The following is a 17406-nucleotide window of genomic DNA, read 5'->3' as shown; positions in this document are numbered from 1 at the left end:
CCGCGACAACCTAGCCCGGTTGTCGCGCAAGCGGTTTCGACCGCGGCCTATCGCACCGGCGGCGCGCTCGCGCCCGACAGGCGCGCGAACGCCTCCGGGTCGTGCGAGCAGAAGATCGTCATCTCGCCGCCGTGCATTCGGTTCAGTTCCACCAGGCGCCGCCGGTTCTCCCGATACGCCGGTCCGACGATCGCGCCCGCCTCGTATACGCGCCACAGCGGCGGCGTCCGCGGCCCGGCCGGGTCGATCTCGCTGCTCAGATAGAAAGCGTCCCCGGCGTGCAGCAGCCAGCCGTTACCGGTGTCCACCGCCACGCCCGCATGCCCGCGGGTATGCCCCGGGAGCGGAATCACCAGGATCTCCGGCGGCAGGCCCGGCAGGTCGCGCACCGCGCGGAAGCCGAACCAGTCCTCGCCGCCGTCGATTTCGTTGACCATCCACTTCGGCCCGTGCGCCCACTGCACGGCCCGGTAGCGCAGCCGCTCGGACAGGGTGCGGCCCGCCGTCGCCGCCCGGAACTCCGGCCCGTGCACGTGCACGACCGCGTCCGGAAAGTCGGCCAGCCCCCCGGCATGATCGAGATCGAGATGGGTGAGCAGGATGTGGCCGACATCGGCCGGGTCGTAACCCAGCGCCTGGATCTGGCGGTAGGCCGTCTCGTGCTCGACCGGCCGCACGCCGAGGAAGAAGCGGTTCGGACCCACCATCCGTCCCGGATTGCGCACGCAGTCGAGGCCGAACCCGGTATCGACGAGCACCAGGCTCGTCCTGGTCTCGACGAGCAGGCAGTGATCGACCATGCCCATTCCCATGCTGCCGCAATTGAGATGATGAATCCGCACGGCCCCGAGCGTCGCAGACGCGTCCGCGCCGGTCAATTGCAGCGCGCCCACTCCGTCATCCCGGCATGCTTTCGGCCGGGAATCACATCGGGCGCTGGGACCGAATGATGTCCGCGAGCTGTTCGTAATCCTCGGTGCGCGCGGTCGAGCCGCGGAACACCAGGCCCAGGGTGCGGCCCGGGGCGGGGCTGGCGAAGTGTGCGATATCCAGTGTGCCCCGGGCGGTTTCGGACGCCACCGCCATCCGCGGGATGAGCGTCACGCCCAGCCCGCCCGCCACGCACTGCACCGCGGTGGTCAGCGACGCGGCGCGGGTGTCGCCCACCGGTCCGGGCGTGATCTCCTGGGCGCGGCACAGATCCAGGGTCTGATCGCGCAGGCAGTGTCCCTCGTCGAGCAGCAGCAGCGGCAGCCGGTTCAGCGCCGCGGGGGACAGGTCGTCGCGCCCGGCCAGCTCGTGGTCGCGCGGGGTCACCAGGACGAATTCCTCGCTATAGAGCGGGATCTCCAGCAGGCCGGTGGCCTCGGTCGGCAGCGCCAGCAGCGCGACGTCCAGCACGCCGGTGCGCAGGCCGTCGAGCAGCCGCGCGGTCTGGTCCTCCACGACGTGCGGCACCAGCGCGGGCAGTTGCCGCCGCAACTCGGGCAGCAGGGTGGGCAGCACGTAGGGTGCGACCGTCGGGATGATGCCCAGCCGCAGCGTGCCGCCCAGCCCGTCGCCCGCCGCGGTGGCCACGAAGCGGTCGGCGGCCTCCAGCGTCGCCATCGCCTGGGGCAGCAGCCGTTTGCCCGCGGCGGTGACCAGCACCCGGCGCGTGCTGCGCTCGATCAGCTGCAGCCCCAGCCCGTTTTCCAGCGATGCCAGCGCCTGCGATAACGTGGGTTGGCTCACGCCGAGACGTGCTGCGGCCGTGCCGAAGTGGCGGTACTCCGCGATTGCCACGAACGCACGCAGCTGTGACAGGGTGGGCTGATAAGTCTGATCAGTCACGCCTATTAGTATAGTGCGACTGATCACCTTTACCTTTGGCTATCGCCTGGGCAAGATCGCAGGCGAAGAACTTCGCACGGCAATCCCGACAACGAAGAAGGAGAAAGCATGGCCCTGCTGACCATCGGCGACCAGTTCCCCGCCTACAACCTCACCGCGGTGATCGGCGGCGACCTGTCGCAGGTGAACGCCCAGCAGCCCGACGACTACTTCACCCAGGTCAGCAGCGACGACTACGCCGGCAAGTGGCGGATCGTGTTCTTCTGGCCCAAGGACTTCACCTTCGTGTGCCCGACCGAGATCGCGGCGTTCGGCAAGCTGAACGAGGAGTTCGCCGACCGCGACGCGCAGGTGCTCGGCGCCTCGGTCGACAACGAGTTCGTGCACTTCCAGTGGCGCGCGCAGCACGAGGATCTGAAGACCCTGCCGTTCCCCATGCTGTCCGACCTCAAGCGGGAGCTGTCCGCCGCGGCCGGTGTGCTGAACAGCGACGGCGTCGCCGACCGTGCCACCTTCATCATCGACCCGAACAACGAGATCCAGTTCGTGTCGGTCACCGCCGGTTCGGTGGGCCGCAACGTGGACGAGGTGCTGCGCGTGCTGGATGCGCTGCAGTCCGACGAGCTGTGCGCGTGCAACTGGAAGAAGGGTGACCCGACGATCAACGCGGGTGAGCTCATGACGGCCAGCGTCTGAGGAGTTCGTCGTGAGCGTGGAGAACCTCAAGAATTCGCTGCCCGAGTACGCCAAGGACCTCAAGCTCAACCTGTCGTCCATCGCGCGTTCCACGGTGCTGTCCGAACAGCAGCTGTGGGGCACCCTGCTGGCCACCGCGGCCGCCACGCGCTCGGCGAGCACGCTGCGCGAGATCGCCGAGGAGGCCGCCGACACGCTGTCGGCCGAGGCGTACAACGCCGCCCTCGGCGCCGCCTCGATCATGGGCATGAACAACGTGTTCTACCGGGGCAGGGCGTTTCTCGGCGGCCGCTACGACGATCTGCGGGCCGGGCTGCGCATGCAGATCATCGGCAATCCGGGCGTGGACAAGGTCGATTTCGAGCTGTGGTCGTTCGCGGTCTCGTCGATCAACGGCTGCCAGCACTGCCTGGAGGCGCACGAGCACACCCTGCGCGAGGGCGGTGTCTCGCGCGAGGTGATCTTCGAGGCCCTGCGCGTGGCCGCCATCGTCGCCGGTGTCGGCCAGGCGGTGCAGTCGACCGAGGCCCTCGCCGCGGCGAACGTGTAACGCATCACGAAAAATGCCCTGCCCCTGTATGTTCGGGGGCGGGGCATTTTTTTCGCGCTCGGCGTGTCTGGCTGGGCGATGATCACGACGGTAGGCTCGGCCCACATGAGCACTTCGCAGGAGGGCGGCACGCAGGTCGAGGTGGTGCGGGTCTTCACCGATCCCGCGGGCCGGTTCGGCAACCCGCTCGGCATCGCCCGCGCCGGTGACGTGGCCGATATCGACCATCAGGCCCTGGCCGCGCGGCTCGGTTACAGCGAGACGGTCGTGGTCGAGGACCCGGCCGCCGACTCCGCCCGGATGCGCATCTACACCCCCACCGTCGAGCTGCCCTTCGCCGGGCATCCCACCGTCGGCACGGCCTGGTGGCTGGCCGAGCGGGGCACGCCCGTGCGGGTGCTCGAGGTCCCGGCCGGTCCGGTGTCGGTCACCCCGGTGGACGGCATGACCTGGGTGCAGGCCCGCGCCGCGTGGACACCCGAGTTCACCTTCCACGAATTCGACGACCCCGAACTTCTCGCCACCCTCGCGCCCGCCGACTTCGACACCGGCAAGCATTACGTCTGGGCCTGGATCGATCACAACCGCGGCGCGGTGCGCTCGCGAATGTTCGCCCCCGCCATGGGCGTTCCCGAGGACGAGGCCACCGGCGCCGCCGCCGTCGCGCTCACCGCCCGCCTGCGCCGCAGCCTGGTCATCACCCAGGGGCAGGGTTCGCAGCTGTTCACCGAATGGGATTCCGACGGCTGGGTCCGCCTCGGCGGCCGCGTGGTTCCCGATCATCCGGTCGTGCTGTAACTCTCGTCTCGTCTTCCCAGGGGGAGTGTCAGGGGTCACAGCACACCCCACACCCTGCATAGCCGGTGCCCATTCCGATCTAGTGAGATTGCGCACTCTGCTCAATTTTGTGGACAACAGTTGTTCATCTAGCGCGGCAGAGACAGGATGACGGCGTCGAATGCTCAACAAGGGAGGCGCCCGATCGGTGCCGACCGGGACGGGTGGAACTGATGACCGAACTCGCCGATCGCGGGTTGATCCCAGCACCGTACGACCTCGCCGACCGCTATCGGGTCGGCGCGGGCACCGTTGTCCTGACCGGTGTGCAGGCCATTGCTCGGCAGTTGGTCGAGCAGCATGTGCGTGACCTGCGTGCGGGTCGGCGGGTGGGGACGTTCGTGTCCGGCTACCAGGGTTCGCCGCTGGGCGGGGTGGATCGGATGCTGGCGGGTATGCCGGGGGTGTTGTCCGAGCACGACATTCACTTCGTCCCGGGTTTGAACGAGGAGCTGGCCGCGACGTCGGTGTGGGGCAGTCAGGGCGAGCTGCCGCAGGGTGCGGCGACCCACGACGGTGTGGTAGGGGTCTGGTACGGCAAGGGGCCGGGCCTGGATCGGTCGACCGATGCGTTGCGGCACGCGAACATGTACGGCGCCAACCCGACCGGCGGTGTGCTGCTGCTGGTCGGTGACGATCCGGCGTCGAAGTCCTCCACCGTGCCCGCGGTGTCGGAGCGGTCGCTGGCCGCGCTGAACATTCCGGTGCTGTTCCCGCGCAATGCCCGCGAGATCATCACGATGGGCCTGCACGGGGTGGCGCTGTCGCGGGCGTCGGGGTGTCTGGTGGCGTTGAAGATCGTGGCCGATGTGGCCGACGGCGCGTGGACGGTGGACGGCACGGTCGGCGACATCGACATTGTCGTCCCCGAGATCCAGTGGGAGGGACGGCCGTTCACCTATGTGCAGCGGCCGATGGCGGCCCCGGCCGACAGCGTGATCGCCGAGGCCGACCTGTACGGGCCGCGCTGGGAGATGGTCAAGGCCTACAGCACGCTCAACGAGCTCGATGTCATCGAGGTGAATCCGGCCCGGGCGAGCATCGGGATCGCCGCCACCGGAACCACATTCGACGCCGTGCGGCAGGCGCTGATCGATCTCGGCGTCGACGACGACGCGCTGTATCGCGCCGGGGTCCGGCTGCTGCGCATCGGCATGCCGTTTCCCGTTGCGCCCGACCAGGTTCGGCGTTTCGCGGCGGGGGTGGAGCGGGTGATCGTGGTCGAGGACAAGACCGCGTTCATCGAGACCCAGATCCGCGAGATCCTGTACGGCACACCGGACGCGCCGCAGATCCTCGGAAAGCGTGATGGGGCGGGGCGGCCGCTGTTCGACCACGACGGCGAGCTCACCTCGGGCCGGATCGTCAAGCCGCTGCGCCGCGCCCTCGACGGCCACCTCGAGATGAAACGTCCACTGCCGCAGCCGCTGTCGCTGTCGGTGCTGCCCGCCAAGCGCGCCGCCTACTTCTGCAGCGGCTGCCCGCACAACCGGTCCACCGCGGTGCCGGAGGGCTCGCTGGCCGGTGGCGGCATCGGCTGCCACACCATGGTCACTCTCTCCAACCGCGAGGACAGTAAGGTGCTCGGCCTGACCCAGATGGGCGGCGAGGGCGCGCAGTGGATCGGCATGGCGCCGTTCACCGATGTGCCGCACCTGTTCCAGAACCTCGGCGACGGAACGTATTTCCACTCCGGGCAGCTGGCCGTGCAGGCGTGCATCGCGGCCGGGGTGAACATCACCTACAAGGTGCTCTACAACGACGTGGTCGCGATGACCGGCGCCCAAGACGCCGAGGGCGCGCTCGCGGTGCCGCGGCTGGCGCACAAGCTGACCGTCGAGGGTGTCAAGCAGATCATCGTCTGCGCCGACGAGCCGAAGAAGTACCGCCGCCGTGATTTCCCGGCGGGAACGCTGCTGTGGCACCGGGATCGGCTCGACGAGGCGCAGCGCACGCTGCGCGAGATCCCCGGCGTCACCGTGCTGATCTACGACCAGCACTGCGCCGCCGACGCGCGCCGCCAGCGCAAGCGCGGCACTCTCCCGGCGCGGCGCACCCGCGTGGTCATCAACGAGGCGGTGTGCGAGGGCTGCGGCGACTGCGGCGTGAAGAGCAACTGCCTGTCGGTGCAACCGGTGGAGACCGAATTCGGGCGCAAGACCCGCATCGACCAGACCTCGTGCAATACCGACTACAGCTGCCTGGATGGTGACTGCCCGTCGTTCGTGACCGTCGAGGTGCCCGATCCGGGGCAGGCGAAGCGGCGCAAACAGGAGCGGCCCGAGCCGCCGACGCTGCCCGAGATCGACGTCGCCGCACCGACATCCACGCAGAACGTCTTCCTCGCGGGCATCGGCGGCACCGGCATCGTCACCGTGAACCAGGTGCTGGCGACCGCGGCCCTGCGTGCGGGATACGACGTGGCGAGCCTGGACCAGATCGGGCTGAGCCAGAAGGCCGGGCCGGTGGTCTCGCACCTGCGGTTCGCGGCGGAGCGGCTGGAGCCGTCCAACCGGCTCACCCCGGCCAGCGCGGACTGCATCGTGGCCTTCGACCTGCTCGCCGCCACCGACAACAAGAATCTGGCCTACGGCTCGAAGGCGACCACGCTGTCGGTGGCCTCCACCAGCGTGACCCCGACCGGCGACATGGTCTACGACAAGTCGGTGAGCTACCCGCAGACCGGCGAGCTGCTGGCGCGGCTGGACCGGGTCTCGCGCACCGTGCGCTCGTTCGACGCGCTGGCCGCCGCCGAGATCCTGTTCGGCAACACCACCGCCGCCAACTTCCTGCTCGTGGGCGCGGCCTACCAGCTGGGCGGGCTGCGGCTGCCCGCCGCGGCGATCGAGGAGGCCATCGAGATCAACGGCGTCGCGGTGGCGGCCAATATCGCGGCGTTCCGGTGGGGGCGGGCCGCGGTGGCGCGGCCCGACGACTTCGCCGCCGCCACCACCCGGCCACAGCCGCGCAAGACCGAGATCCGGGTCCCCGCAGACCTTTTCGACGGGCTGACCGCCACCGGTGAGACCCGCAGGCTCGTCGAGCTGCGCGGCCGCGAACTCGTCGGTTTCCAGGGCGGGCGGGTGGCCCGCGACTACGTGCGGACCGTGGCGCGGATCTGGGCGGCCGAGCGACGGGTCACCGACCGCACCGAGTTCAGCGAGCAGGTGGCGCGCGGGCTGTACAAGTTCACCGCGTACAAGGACGAGTACGAGGTGGCCCGCCGCCTGGTGGACCCGGCCTTCCTCGGCGAGGTCGCCGCGCAGGTGCCCGACGGCGCCAACCTCACCTACCGGCTGCACCCGCCCATCCTGCGGGCCATGGGCCGCAGCAAGAAGGTCGGCTTCGGGCCGCGCAGCCACATCGCGCTGAAGGTGCTCGCGAAGGGAAAGCGCCTGCGCGGCACCAGGTTCGACCCGTTCGGCTACATGCACGTGCGCAAGGTGGAACGCGCCCTGCTCGCCCACTACGCCGCCATGGTGACCGACCTGGCCGCCACCCTGGAACGCGACTACGACCGCGCGGTACAGGCCGCGGGCCTGGCCGACGTCGTCCGCGGCTACGAGGACGTCAAGCTCGCCAACGTCGAGATCTACCGGGACCGCCTGCGGGAACTGGGAATCGAGCCGCCGCAGCTGCCGTGAGGTTCGGGCGGTGCGAGGCCACGATGAGGGGTCGCACCGCCCGTTCCCGCCGTGCGGCACCAATTTGTCCCCGGCGTGCAGTACCAATATTTTCCTGGTGTGCAGTACCAATTTTTCCCGGCGTGCGGTACGAATATTTTCCCGGCGTGCGGTACGAATATTTTCCCGGCGTGCGGTACGAATATTTTCCCGGCGTGCGGTACGAATATTTTCCCGGCGTGCGGTACCAATATTTTCCCGGCGTGCGGTACCAATTTTTTCCCGGCATGCTTTTGGCCGGGATCCCTAGGCCGTTCGCCGCACCGGATTCATCGGCATCGGCCCGTCGGGGCCGCCGGTGAAGGAGATCTGCGGCCGGATCGGACGGGCGTCGGCGGGATGCAGCTCGAGGCGCTGGGCGATGGTGGCCAGCACCAGTACGGCCTCCATGGTGGCGAATCCGTAGGCGATGCACATGCGTTTGCCCGCGCCGAACGGGATGGAGGCGGATTTCTGCTTCGGCTCCAGCCGGTCGGGCAGGTAGCGGGTCGGATCGAATTCGTCGGGCCGGTCCCAGATCCGGCTGTTGTGGTGCAGGCCGTGCAGGATGATCGCGACGGTGGTGCCCGCGCTGATCGGGTAGCCGCCGAGCACGTCGTCGCCGGTCGCCACCCGGGCCAGGCCGATGATCGGCGGGTAGACCCGCATCGTCTCGGACACAACGGCTTTGGTGTAGACCAGCCGGTCGACGTCCTCGGCGGTCGGCAGCCGTCCGGCCAGGACGGTGTCCAGTTCCTCCTGTAACCGGGCGCGCACCTCCGGATGCCTGCCGAGCAGATGCCACGTCCAGGCGAGAGCCGTTGCGGTGGTTTCCATTCCGGCGCCGATGAAGGTCATCAGCTCGTCGCGGATCTCCAGATCGGTGTAGGCGTAGCCGGTTTCGGGGTCGCGGGCGTCCATCAGCAGGGCGAGCAGATTGTCCTTGCGGGTGATGCGGCCGGTGCGGTGATCGGCGATGAGCCGGTCGATCACGTTTTCGACATGGCGCAGGTCCCGCATGGACCGGGGCGCGGTGAGCCAGCCCGCGGCGCGCATGACCCGCATGGGAAGCCGTGGGTTGTCGGCCGATTCGGGATGCGGCCCGTGCCGCAGCACCCACGTGGACATGGCGCGGATCGGGCGGCTCAGGTTGGTCATGAACCCGATCCCGAAGAACCGCAGCAGATTCGCCAGCCGCACCTGCGACATCGGGCCGGACAGGTCGGTGCCGAACATGGTGCGGGCGATGATATCCAGTGTGAGACGGTTCATTTCGGCATTGATGTCGACGGGATCGCCGGTGCGGTGCATGGCGAGGATGCGGTCGGCGGCCTCGCTGGCCGCCTCGGTCATCGGCCCGGCGAACCGGTCCACATTGCGCTTGCCGAACACCGGCTGCACGAGTCGTCTATTGCGCATCCACCGGCGATCGTCCAGATCCGTCACCAGCCCGCGCCCGAATGCGACGGCGAGCATGTCGTACTCGGCGCTCTTGGCGTAGTTGTTCTGATTGCCGACCAGCACGTGCCGGGCCAGCTCCGGGCTGCGCACCACCACGAACTTCAGGAACGGCACCCGCGCCACGATCACGTCGTCCTGCCCCGGCAGCCGGGTCGCGTACTCGACGATGGTGTGATCGCGCACCCTCGGCAGGGTTTTCACCGCGAGTTTCCACGACTCCCACCACGACACGTCGGTGTCGTGCCAGCGGATGAACGCCGGTAACCAGCGTGCCGGGTGAAGCCTGAGGGCGGGTGCCGAATCCGCCCGATCCGCGATCGCTGCCATAGCCGCTCCCTTGTCGACCCCGATTGCGGCCAGTGTACATATGTGCACCGATATGGCCAAGGGGCCTGAACGGAGGGGACGCGCCTTCAGCTGGTGGTACGCGCGCCGCCGAGGGGGCTAGTCGAGAATCGAGTGAACGCGATTCACGCCGGGCCGTCCGTCGGCAGGTACTCGTCGGAGTAGGTGCGGGACAGGTCGATATCGGCCTTGGCCACCTCGGGATCGGATTGGGCGAGCACCTTGCGTACCGCCTCCGCGCCCTCGGCGGGCATCCGGCCGTCGCGCGAGAATCCGTCCTTCATCTTGGCGATCGTGTCGATGTAGACGGCGCGGTTGTCCTGGGCGTACTCGGCGGGCATCGCGGCGGCGATCTGCTCGGCGGTGTGCTGGTCGATCCACCGCAGGGTGCGCACGATCGCGGCGGCGAGCGCGCGGGCATTGCGGTCGTTGCCGCCCAGCCATCGCGGGGTCGAATACAGCACGGCCGCAGGGTAATCGGAGACGCCGAAGGTCTGCCGCACGCCGTCGGCGGTGCGGGTGTCGGTGAGGACCCGCACCCGGTCGGCCCCGGCGCGCTGCTGCAGCAGCGAGAAGGCCGGGTCGACCATGGCCGCGGCGTCGACGCGGCCGTTCTCCATCGCCGCGACGGCGGTGGCGGCCCCGCCGATGGCCTGCACCGACACCGCGTCCGCGGGTGTGCCGCTCCGGGCGAGCAGGTATTGCAGGAAGAAGTGGCTCGACGAACCCGGCGCGGTGACACCGACATTCGCGCCGCGCAGATCGGCGACCGAGGCGATCGGCCGGTGCGCGGCCGGGGATACCGCGAGCACCAACTCGGGCCGGTCCAGCATCGTCACGAACGAGGTCACCGCGCGGTTCTTGGCCTGCATCTGAATGGTGTGGTCGTAGTACCCGGCAACGACGTCGACGCTGCCACCCTGCAGCGCCTGCAGGGCCTTGGACCCGCCCTGCATGTCCTCGATGCGGACGTCGACGCCCGCCCGGTCGAAGAAGCCGAGCCGCTGGGCCAGGGTCAGCGGGAGGTACACCGGCAGCGACTGGCCGCCGACGCCGATCGTAATGTGGTGGCCGCCACCGGATTTCTGCGCGCAGCCGACCAGGGCCACCAGTGCCAGCGCCAGCAGTGCGGCGATCTTCGCTCTCATCGTTCTCCCGTGCTTGTCGTGACTCGAGGGGGTTGCCACCGCAGCAGGCGGCGTTCGGCGCGCGCGACGGCGAGGTCGACGAGCAGCACCACCGCGCACAGCACGGTGATCCCGGTGAACACGCCGGTGGTGTCGAAGGTGCCCTCCGCCTGCGAGATCAGATAGCCGATCCCGCGCGAGGCGCCCAGGTACTCGCCGACGACGGCGCCCACCAGCGCGAAACCGATGCTGATGTGCAGGCTGGAGAAGATCCAGGTGAGCGCCGAGGGCAGCAGCACGTGCCGCAGCAGCCGGGCATCGCTCGCGCCCAGCATGCGGACGCTGTCCACGAGCACCGGATCGACCTCGCGCACACCGCGATAGGTGTTGAAGAAGACGATGAACAACACCAGGCTCACCCCCAGCGCGACCTTCGACCAGATGCCCAGCCCGAACCACAGCAGAAAGATCGGCGCCAGCACCACCCGCGGCAGCGCATTGCACATCTTCAGATAGGGATCGAGCACGGCGGCGGCGAATCGCGCACGGGCCAGCAGGAATCCGGCGACCATGCCCGCCGCGCCGCCCAGGAGCAGGGCCAGCGCCGCCTCGGTCAGCGTGACCCGCAGATGGCCCCAGATCGACCCCGAACCGAACCAGGCGCCGAGCCGGACCGCGATATCGCTGGGCCGGGAGAAGAAGAACACGTCGAGCGCGCCGCAGCGCGCCCCCAGCTCCCATCCGGCGACGACGAGCACGCCCACCAGGATCCGGGCCGCGCCCAGCACGACGCGCTCACCGCCCCGCCGCATAGGTTTTCACCACCTCGTCGCGCAGATCCGACCAGATGGAGCGGTGCATGCGCAGGAAGTCGGGCCGGGTGCGAATGTCGAGCAGCTCGCGCGGGCGCGGCAGGTCGATCGGATAGCTGCCGACGATCCGGCTGCCCGGCCCGGACGACAGCAGCACCACCTCGTCGGACAGGGCGATGGCCTCGTCGAGATCGTGGGTCACGAACAGCACGGTCTTGCCGCTGCCGGTCCACAGCCCCAGCAGCTCGGTCTCCATCAGCTGCCGGGTGTGGACGTCGAGCGCGCCGAACGGCTCGTCCATGAGCAGGATCTCCGGGTCCACGATCCAGGTCCGGGCGATGGCGGCCCGCCGGCGCATGCCGCCGGACAGCTGATACGGATAGGCGTCCTCGAACCCCGACAGGCCCACCCGGGCGAGCCATTCGCGCGCGCGGGCGGTCCGCTCGTCCTTGCCGACGCCGCGGATGCGCAGCCCGAGCGCCACATTGTCCAGCACGCTCTGCCAGGGCAGCAGGGTGTCCTGCTGAAACAGGTAGCCCGCCCGGTGATTACGGCCCGCCAGCGGCTGCCCGTCGACCAGCACCGTGCCGCTCGAGGGCCGCAGCAGGCCCGCCACGAGATTGAGCACGGTCGACTTGCCGCACCCGGTCGGGCCCACGATCGACACGAATCGGCCCCGGCCCACCGCGAGGTCCAGCCCGGATACCGCCACATGTTCCCCGGCGGCGGCCGGATACGACACGGTCACGTCCGTCAGCCGCACCTCGGCGGGGTTGCTGTCTGCCACGGCAATGTACTATATACGTACATACTTAGTATGTCAGGAGAGAGTGCATGCCCGGATTCCCGACGAGACGACAGCTCGCCGCCCTGGCCGACACGACCCTCGCGGCCCTGGCCGACCTCGGCGCGTCGATGGTCGGCATCCCGTATCCGCCGCCGATGGACGACCCGGAAGAGGCGGCGCAGCGAAAAGCCCGTCCGGACACGGTGTCCGGACGGGCCTGATCGGTATTCCCCTGTGCCACGGTGTCAGACGGGGACGGCCACCCGCAGCGCGTAGGGCTCGATGGCGCCGCGCACCAGGGCGCGCTCGTCGACGGTCTCGGCGCGGTAGGGCAGCCGGGACAGCCGCGACGTCATCGCCTCGACCGGGTCGGCGATCGGCTTGGCGACGCCGAACAGGAACGTCCACTCGTGCTCGTCGGAGCCGTAGGGGACGACCGTGTCGAACAGCTCGCCGAAGCGCTGCCAGGAGCGCTTCAGGGTTTCGTTGCGCCACATGGTCGCACAGCCCGCCTGGGCCGCCAGCACGCCGCCGTCGGAGAGCAGCGACTTGCAGCGGGTGAGGAATTCCTCCTCGTAGAGGCGGTTGTGCTGGGCGTCCTCGACCCGCTCGTCGGGCAGGTCGATACAGATGACGTCGTAGCGCACGCCCTGCTCCTGCGCCCGGGACAGGAAGTCCCAGCCGTCGGCGTAGTGCATCTTGATCGGGCCCTCGTGGGCGACCGCCGCGGCCAGATCGGCCTCGGTGTAGCCGTAGGGCAGATGCTTGGCGCACAGCTCCACCTCGAGCTGATCGATGTCGACGTGGTCGACGTGCGAGGCGCCCGCCGCCACCGACATCTGGCTCGCCACGCCCTCGCCCGAGCCGATGATCAGCACCCGGTCCAGCCGCTCGGCCAGCGCGTACGCCGGGACCAGCATGGCCTCGTGATAGGTCAGCTGGGAGAACTCCGTGGACTGGCGATCGTCGTCGGAGAACAGCGACACACCCTGCTCGGTCCGCGCGATCACCATGTGCTGGAACGGAGTTCGGGTGTCGACGATGACCTCGGACAGATCCCAGATCCGGGTCAGCCCGTTGCCGACCGGCTCGTGGATCCGGCGGGCGGTGTGGCCGCGCTGGACCACTTCCATGTTCACTGCCGTCGGCGAAAGTTCTTGCTGCAGTAGCTCTACCGCCTTGGTGGCGCCGGAACCGATACTGCCGCAAGTGAATACGTCGACGAAGATGTCACCGGACTCGGGGTAGGTGTGAATCGAGGCATGCGACTCCGACAGCAGGGCAAGTACCGTGACCCCCTGCGGCTCGAACTGTTTGCGCACGACATCGCAGATGGTCACCCCCGCGGCGACCAACGATTTTCGAAGTGCGGTTTCGAGTCGTTCGAGGTCGTTGCAGAGGGCTGCGTCGACACCACCGAACTCGGCCAGCACATGCCAGCCGGTGAATTCTGCCGTCATGGGCAAACTCACTCTCGCTCAGCGCCGATGACATGGACTGTCAAAGGCGGAAAACCGTTGAAGGACACCGACGAATAGCTCGCCGTATAGGCGCCGGTATCGAGGATCCGAACGGGATCACCGGCTCGCAACGTGGTCGGTAGGAGGACCCGCGTGCGTTGATAGAGTACATCGTCTCCATCGCAGGTCGGACCGGCTATCACCGCCTCGTCCCTGGTGTCACCGTCTCGTAAGGTTTCGATCCGGTAGGCGATGTACTCGTTCTCGGTCTCGGCCATGCCGTTGTAGCGGCCGACATCGAGGTATACCCAGCGCCGCCCGTCCGGCGCCATGCGCACGTTCACGACCTCGGCGTGGATCACCCCGGCGCTGCCCACCAGGGCGCGGCCGGGTTCCACCACCAGATCGGCGTGCTCCGGGAGGTGCCGGGCCGCGGCGGCGGCGATGACGGCACCCAGTTCGGCCAGCTCCGGCGCCGGGTCGGCGTACGAAATCGGCAGTCCCCCACCGATATTCACGGAGCTGACCGGAATGTCCTTGACGGCCAGCGCTTCCGCGATGGCACCGGCCTGTTCGATACCGATCCGCCAGGCGGCCGGATCGAGTTGCTGTGAGCCCACATGGAAATAGGGCCCGACCACCCGCAGCCCGAGATCGCGCGCCCGCACCATCAGCCGCACCGCCTCGCCGGGCGCGCAACCGAATTTGGTGCCGAAGGGCGTCTGCGACTGCGGCGCCGAGGCCAGGAACCGGCACTCGACCTCCGCGCCCGGGGCGTGGATCGCGATGCGCTCCAGATCGTCCTCGGTGTCGAAGGCGTACCGGCGCACGCCCGCCGTGTGGGCGGTGGCGATCTGGGTGGCCTTCTTGATCGGATTGCCGTAGCACATGACAGCCGGGTCGACGCCCAGGCTCAGGCACTGCTCGATCTCGCCGATGCTGGCGACATCGAATTCCGCACCCTCGTCGGCGAGCAGCCGGATGATCTCCGGCACCGGAGAAGCCTTGACCGCGAATCGAATTCGCGCTGTGGGTAGGGCGGATCGGAGTGCGCGGTAGTTGTCGCGCACCCGTTGCAGGTCGATGACGAGGCAGGGCGACTCGGGCACGTTGGAACCGAACAATCTAAGGGGACTCTCTTTCTTCCGGGCAGCCTCCCGCTGCAAGCCGAGCGCGAGGGTATCAGCGGGAAGCCGTGTGAAACGAACCGGTTGACGTCGTCTTGATCACGCGCAGGCGCGTCTACCGGGTTTTCGACGCAGAATTTTGACGACGGTTACGTCGTGACGGGCGGCGTTCATCCCGCCGTCACCGCGATCTCATCGAACACCACTTCGCCGGCGGCGTCGGATTCGGCGAGGTCGACCACGGCGTCGACGGACCAGCCGTGGTCGCCCGCGGGATCGTCGAGTACCTGGCGCACGCGCCAGAATTCGGGCCCCTGCCGGAGCTGGAACAGGCGCGGGCCGCGCGCGTTCGGGCCGGTGCCGATCGCGTCGTACTCGGCGAAGTAGGGGGCCAGCTCGGTCTCCCAGTCGGGGCCGTCGCCGAGCTCGCCGAGGGCGTCCCAGCGGTGCAGCGCGGCCAGCTCCACGCGCCGGAATACGGCGTTGCGCACCATGACTCGGAAGGCGCGCTCGTTGGCGGAGATCGGGCGCACCGTCTCCGCGCCGAACGCCAACTGGTCGGCATCGGTCTCCGCGCCCGGATTGGTGAGCTGCTCCCACTCGTCGAGCAGGCTCGAATCCACTTGGCGCACAAGCTCACCCAGCCACTCGGTGAGGTCCTCGAGCTCCTCGGTGCGGGCCGATTCGGGGACCGTGCGGCGCAGCGCGCGATAGGCGTCGGCGAGGTAGCGCAGCACCATGCCCTCGGAGCGGGCCAGCTCGTACTGGCTGATCAGTTCGGCGAAAGTCAGTGAGCGCTCGATCATTTCGCGCACCACGGCCTTGGGGGAGGGGCTGAACTCCGACACCCAGGGGTGCCCGGCGCGATAGGTCTCGAAGGCCGGTTCGATGAGCTCGGCCAGTGGTTTGGGCCAGGTGATGTCCTCGAGCAGCTCCATGCGCTCGTCGTAGTCGATGCCGTCGGCCTTCATCTCCGCGATGGCGGCGCCGCGCGCCCGGTGCTGCTGGGCGAGCAGCAACTGGCGGGGGTCCTCCAGCGTGGACTCGATGATCGACACCACATCAAGTGTGTAGGTCGGCGCGTCGCTGTCAAGTAGATCGAGCGCGGCGAGCGCGAACGGCGATAGGGGTTGGTCGAGCGCGAAGTCGCGCTGCAGGTCGACGGTGAGCCGGGCGCGGCGGCCGAACTCGTCGGGTTCGTCGAGCTGCTGCACCACACCGGCGTCGCGCAGCGCGCGATACAGGCGGATCGCCTTCAGGATGTGCTTGCGCTGTGCGGGCCGGGGCTCGTGGTTGTCCTCGAGCAGGTGGCGCATGGCGTCGAAGCAGTTGCCGCGGCGCGCGATCACATTGAGCAGCAGGGCATTGGTCACCCGGAAGCGCGACACCATCGGCTCCGGTGCGGCGGCGACCAGCCGGTCGAAGGTGTCCTCGGACCAGGACACGAAGCCCTCCGGCGGCTTGCGGCGCTGCACCTTGCGCTGCTTTTTCGGATCGTCGCCCGCCTTCGCGAGCAGGCGCGCGTTCTCGACCTCGTGCTCGGGGGCCTGCACCACGACCGTGCCCATGGTGTCGTAACCGGCGCGGCCCGCCCGCCCGGCGATCTGATGGAATTCGCGGGCCTTGAGCCGCCGGGTGCGCACGCCGTCGAACTTGGTGAGCCCGGTCAGCAGCACCGTGCGGATGGGCACGTTGATGCCGACGCCGAGGGTGTCGGTGCCGCACACCACCTTCAGCAGGCCCTCCTGCGCGAGGCGTTCCACGAGGCGACGGTACTTGGGCAGCATGCCCGCGTGGTGCACGCCGATGCCGTGTCGGATCAGCCGCGACAGCGTCTTGCCGAAACCGCTGGAGAAGCGGAAGCCGCCGATGGCCTCGGCGATGGCGTCCTTCTCGGCCTTGCTGGCGAAGTTGACGCTGGTCAGCGCCTGCGCGCGTTCGAGGGCGGCGGCCTGGGTGAAATGCACGACGTAGACGGGGGACTGGTTGGTGGTGACCAGTTCCTCGAGGGTTTCGGTGATCGGGGTGCGCCGATAGGAGAACAGCAGCGGCACCGGGCGTTCGGTACCGGCAACGATCGCGGTGGGGCGGCCGGTGCGCTGCTCGAGGTCGCCGCGGAAGAAGTCGACCTCGCCGAGGGTCGCCGACATGAGCAGGAACTGCGCCTTCGGCAGCTCCAGCAGCGGCACCTGCCAGGCCCAGCCGCGGTCGGGGTCGGAGTAGAAGTGGAACTCGTCCATCACGACCTGGCCGACATCGGCGTCCGCACCCTCGCGCAGCGCCAGATTCGCCAGGATCTCGGCGGTCGCGCAGATGATCGGCGCGTCCGGGTTGACCGCCGCGTCGCCGGTCACCATGCCGACCCGCTCCGCGCCGAACACCTCGCACAGCGCGAAGAACTTCTCGCTGACCAGCGCCTTGATCGGAGCCGTGTAGTAGCTGCGCTGCCCCCGATTGAGCGCGGCGAAGTGCGCGCCCAGGGCCACCAGGGATTTACCGGAGCCGGTCGGGGTCGCGAGAATGACGTTGGCGCCGGTCATCAGCTCGAGCAGCGCCTCCTCCTGCGCCGGGTACAGCGTCAGGTTCTGGCCGGCGGCCCATTCGGCGAACGATTCGTACAACCAGTCCGCGTCCACATCGGGCACGACACGGTCGGGAATCAGTTCGGACAGCTGCACGTGGCTCGACCTTACCGGCTGCCGCCCGGAC

General features: G+C 68.8%; 14 protein-coding genes. 5 read left to right on the top strand and 9 right to left on the bottom strand.

Annotated features, from left to right (window positions below; all coding sequences use genetic code 11):
* Nucleotides 1–47: 47 nt before the first annotated feature.
* Both HPY32_RS40695 and HPY32_RS40690 read right to left on the bottom strand, forming a co-directional pair.
* The gene (locus tag HPY32_RS40695; protein ID WP_231951610.1) at nt 48–893 is read right to left on the bottom strand and encodes an MBL fold metallo-hydrolase; all 846 of its coding nucleotides are present in this window, start codon (nt 891–893) and stop codon (nt 48–50) included.
* A gap of 31 nt (nt 894–924) precedes the next feature.
* A complete protein-coding gene (locus HPY32_RS40690) occupies nt 925–1833 on the bottom strand; it encodes a hydrogen peroxide-inducible genes activator (RefSeq protein ID WP_067587208.1) in 909 nt (302 codons plus the stop codon).
* 108 nt (nt 1834–1941) lie between these two features.
* Between HPY32_RS40690 and HPY32_RS40685 the strand changes: the two genes are divergently transcribed.
* The 4 genes from HPY32_RS40685 (at nt 1942) to HPY32_RS40670 (ending at nt 7560) form a co-directional block, all read left to right on the top strand.
* The gene (locus HPY32_RS40685) at nt 1942–2529 is read left to right on the top strand and encodes a peroxiredoxin (protein WP_067587211.1); all 588 of its coding nucleotides are present in this window, start codon (nt 1942–1944) and stop codon (nt 2527–2529) included.
* 10 nt (nt 2530–2539) lie between these two features.
* On the top strand, nt 2540–3079 hold the full coding sequence (gene ahpD / locus HPY32_RS40680; protein WP_067587214.1) for an alkylhydroperoxidase, AhpD family: 540 nt from the start codon (nt 2540–2542) through the stop codon (nt 3077–3079).
* Between the two features lie 105 nt (nt 3080–3184).
* Nucleotides 3185–3877 carry a PhzF family phenazine biosynthesis protein gene (locus HPY32_RS40675; RefSeq protein ID WP_067595655.1) on the top strand — a complete coding sequence of 231 codons (693 nt, stop codon included), beginning with the start codon at nt 3185–3187 and terminating at the stop codon, nt 3875–3877.
* 212 nt (nt 3878–4089) lie between these two features.
* The gene (locus HPY32_RS40670; RefSeq protein WP_067595657.1) at nt 4090–7560 is read left to right on the top strand and encodes an indolepyruvate ferredoxin oxidoreductase family protein; all 3471 of its coding nucleotides are present in this window, start codon (nt 4090–4092) and stop codon (nt 7558–7560) included.
* 285 nt (nt 7561–7845) lie between these two features.
* Here the strand turns inward: HPY32_RS40670 and HPY32_RS40665 are convergent, their stop codons facing one another.
* The 4 genes from HPY32_RS40665 to HPY32_RS40650 form a co-directional block, all read right to left on the bottom strand.
* Nucleotides 7846–9366, bottom strand: a complete 1521-nt coding sequence (locus HPY32_RS40665) for a cytochrome P450 (RefSeq protein ID WP_067587217.1) — start codon at nt 9364–9366, stop codon at nt 7846–7848.
* 143 nt (nt 9367–9509) lie between these two features.
* Nucleotides 9510–10532 carry an ABC transporter substrate-binding protein gene (locus HPY32_RS40660; protein WP_067587219.1) on the bottom strand — a complete coding sequence of 341 codons (1023 nt, stop codon included), beginning with the start codon at nt 10530–10532 and terminating at the stop codon, nt 9510–9512.
* Nucleotides 10529–11323 carry an ABC transporter permease gene (locus HPY32_RS40655; protein WP_067587222.1) on the bottom strand — a complete coding sequence of 265 codons (795 nt, stop codon included), beginning with the start codon at nt 11321–11323 and terminating at the stop codon, nt 10529–10531. The genes HPY32_RS40660 and HPY32_RS40655 overlap by 4 nt, the downstream gene beginning before the upstream one ends.
* Nucleotides 11307–12110 carry an ABC transporter ATP-binding protein gene (locus HPY32_RS40650; protein WP_067587224.1) on the bottom strand — a complete coding sequence of 268 codons (804 nt, stop codon included), beginning with the start codon at nt 12108–12110 and terminating at the stop codon, nt 11307–11309. Before HPY32_RS40650 ends, HPY32_RS40655 begins: the two co-directional genes overlap by 17 nt.
* Before the next feature lie 47 nt (nt 12111–12157).
* On the opposite strand from HPY32_RS40650, the gene HPY32_RS40645 reads away from it, so the two are divergent.
* A complete protein-coding gene (locus HPY32_RS40645; protein WP_156674410.1) occupies nt 12158–12331 on the top strand; it encodes a hypothetical protein in 174 nt (57 codons plus the stop codon).
* 24 nt (nt 12332–12355) lie between these two features.
* Here HPY32_RS40645 and speD read toward each other — a convergent pair whose 3' ends face one another.
* From speD to HPY32_RS40630, 3 genes are all read right to left on the bottom strand, one after another.
* Nucleotides 12356–13570, bottom strand: coding sequence for an adenosylmethionine decarboxylase (speD, locus tag HPY32_RS40640; protein ID WP_067587226.1), 1215 nt, complete (start codon nt 13568–13570; stop codon nt 12356–12358).
* Between the two features lie 8 nt (nt 13571–13578).
* Complete coding sequence (locus HPY32_RS40635) at nt 13579–14679, bottom strand: type III PLP-dependent enzyme (RefSeq protein ID WP_067587229.1); 1101 nt, start codon at nt 14677–14679, stop codon at nt 13579–13581.
* A gap of 188 nt (nt 14680–14867) precedes the next feature.
* The gene (locus HPY32_RS40630) at nt 14868–17375 is read right to left on the bottom strand and encodes a DEAD/DEAH box helicase (RefSeq protein ID WP_067587232.1); all 2508 of its coding nucleotides are present in this window, start codon (nt 17373–17375) and stop codon (nt 14868–14870) included.
* Nucleotides 17376–17406 lie beyond the last annotated feature (31 nt).

Origin of the sequence: Nocardia terpenica (assembly GCF_013186535.1) — a bacterium.
In the GTDB taxonomy this organism is placed as follows: Bacteria; Actinomycetota; Actinomycetes; order Mycobacteriales; family Mycobacteriaceae; genus Nocardia; species Nocardia terpenica.
This window is presented reverse-complemented; position numbering and strand designations above follow the sequence as displayed.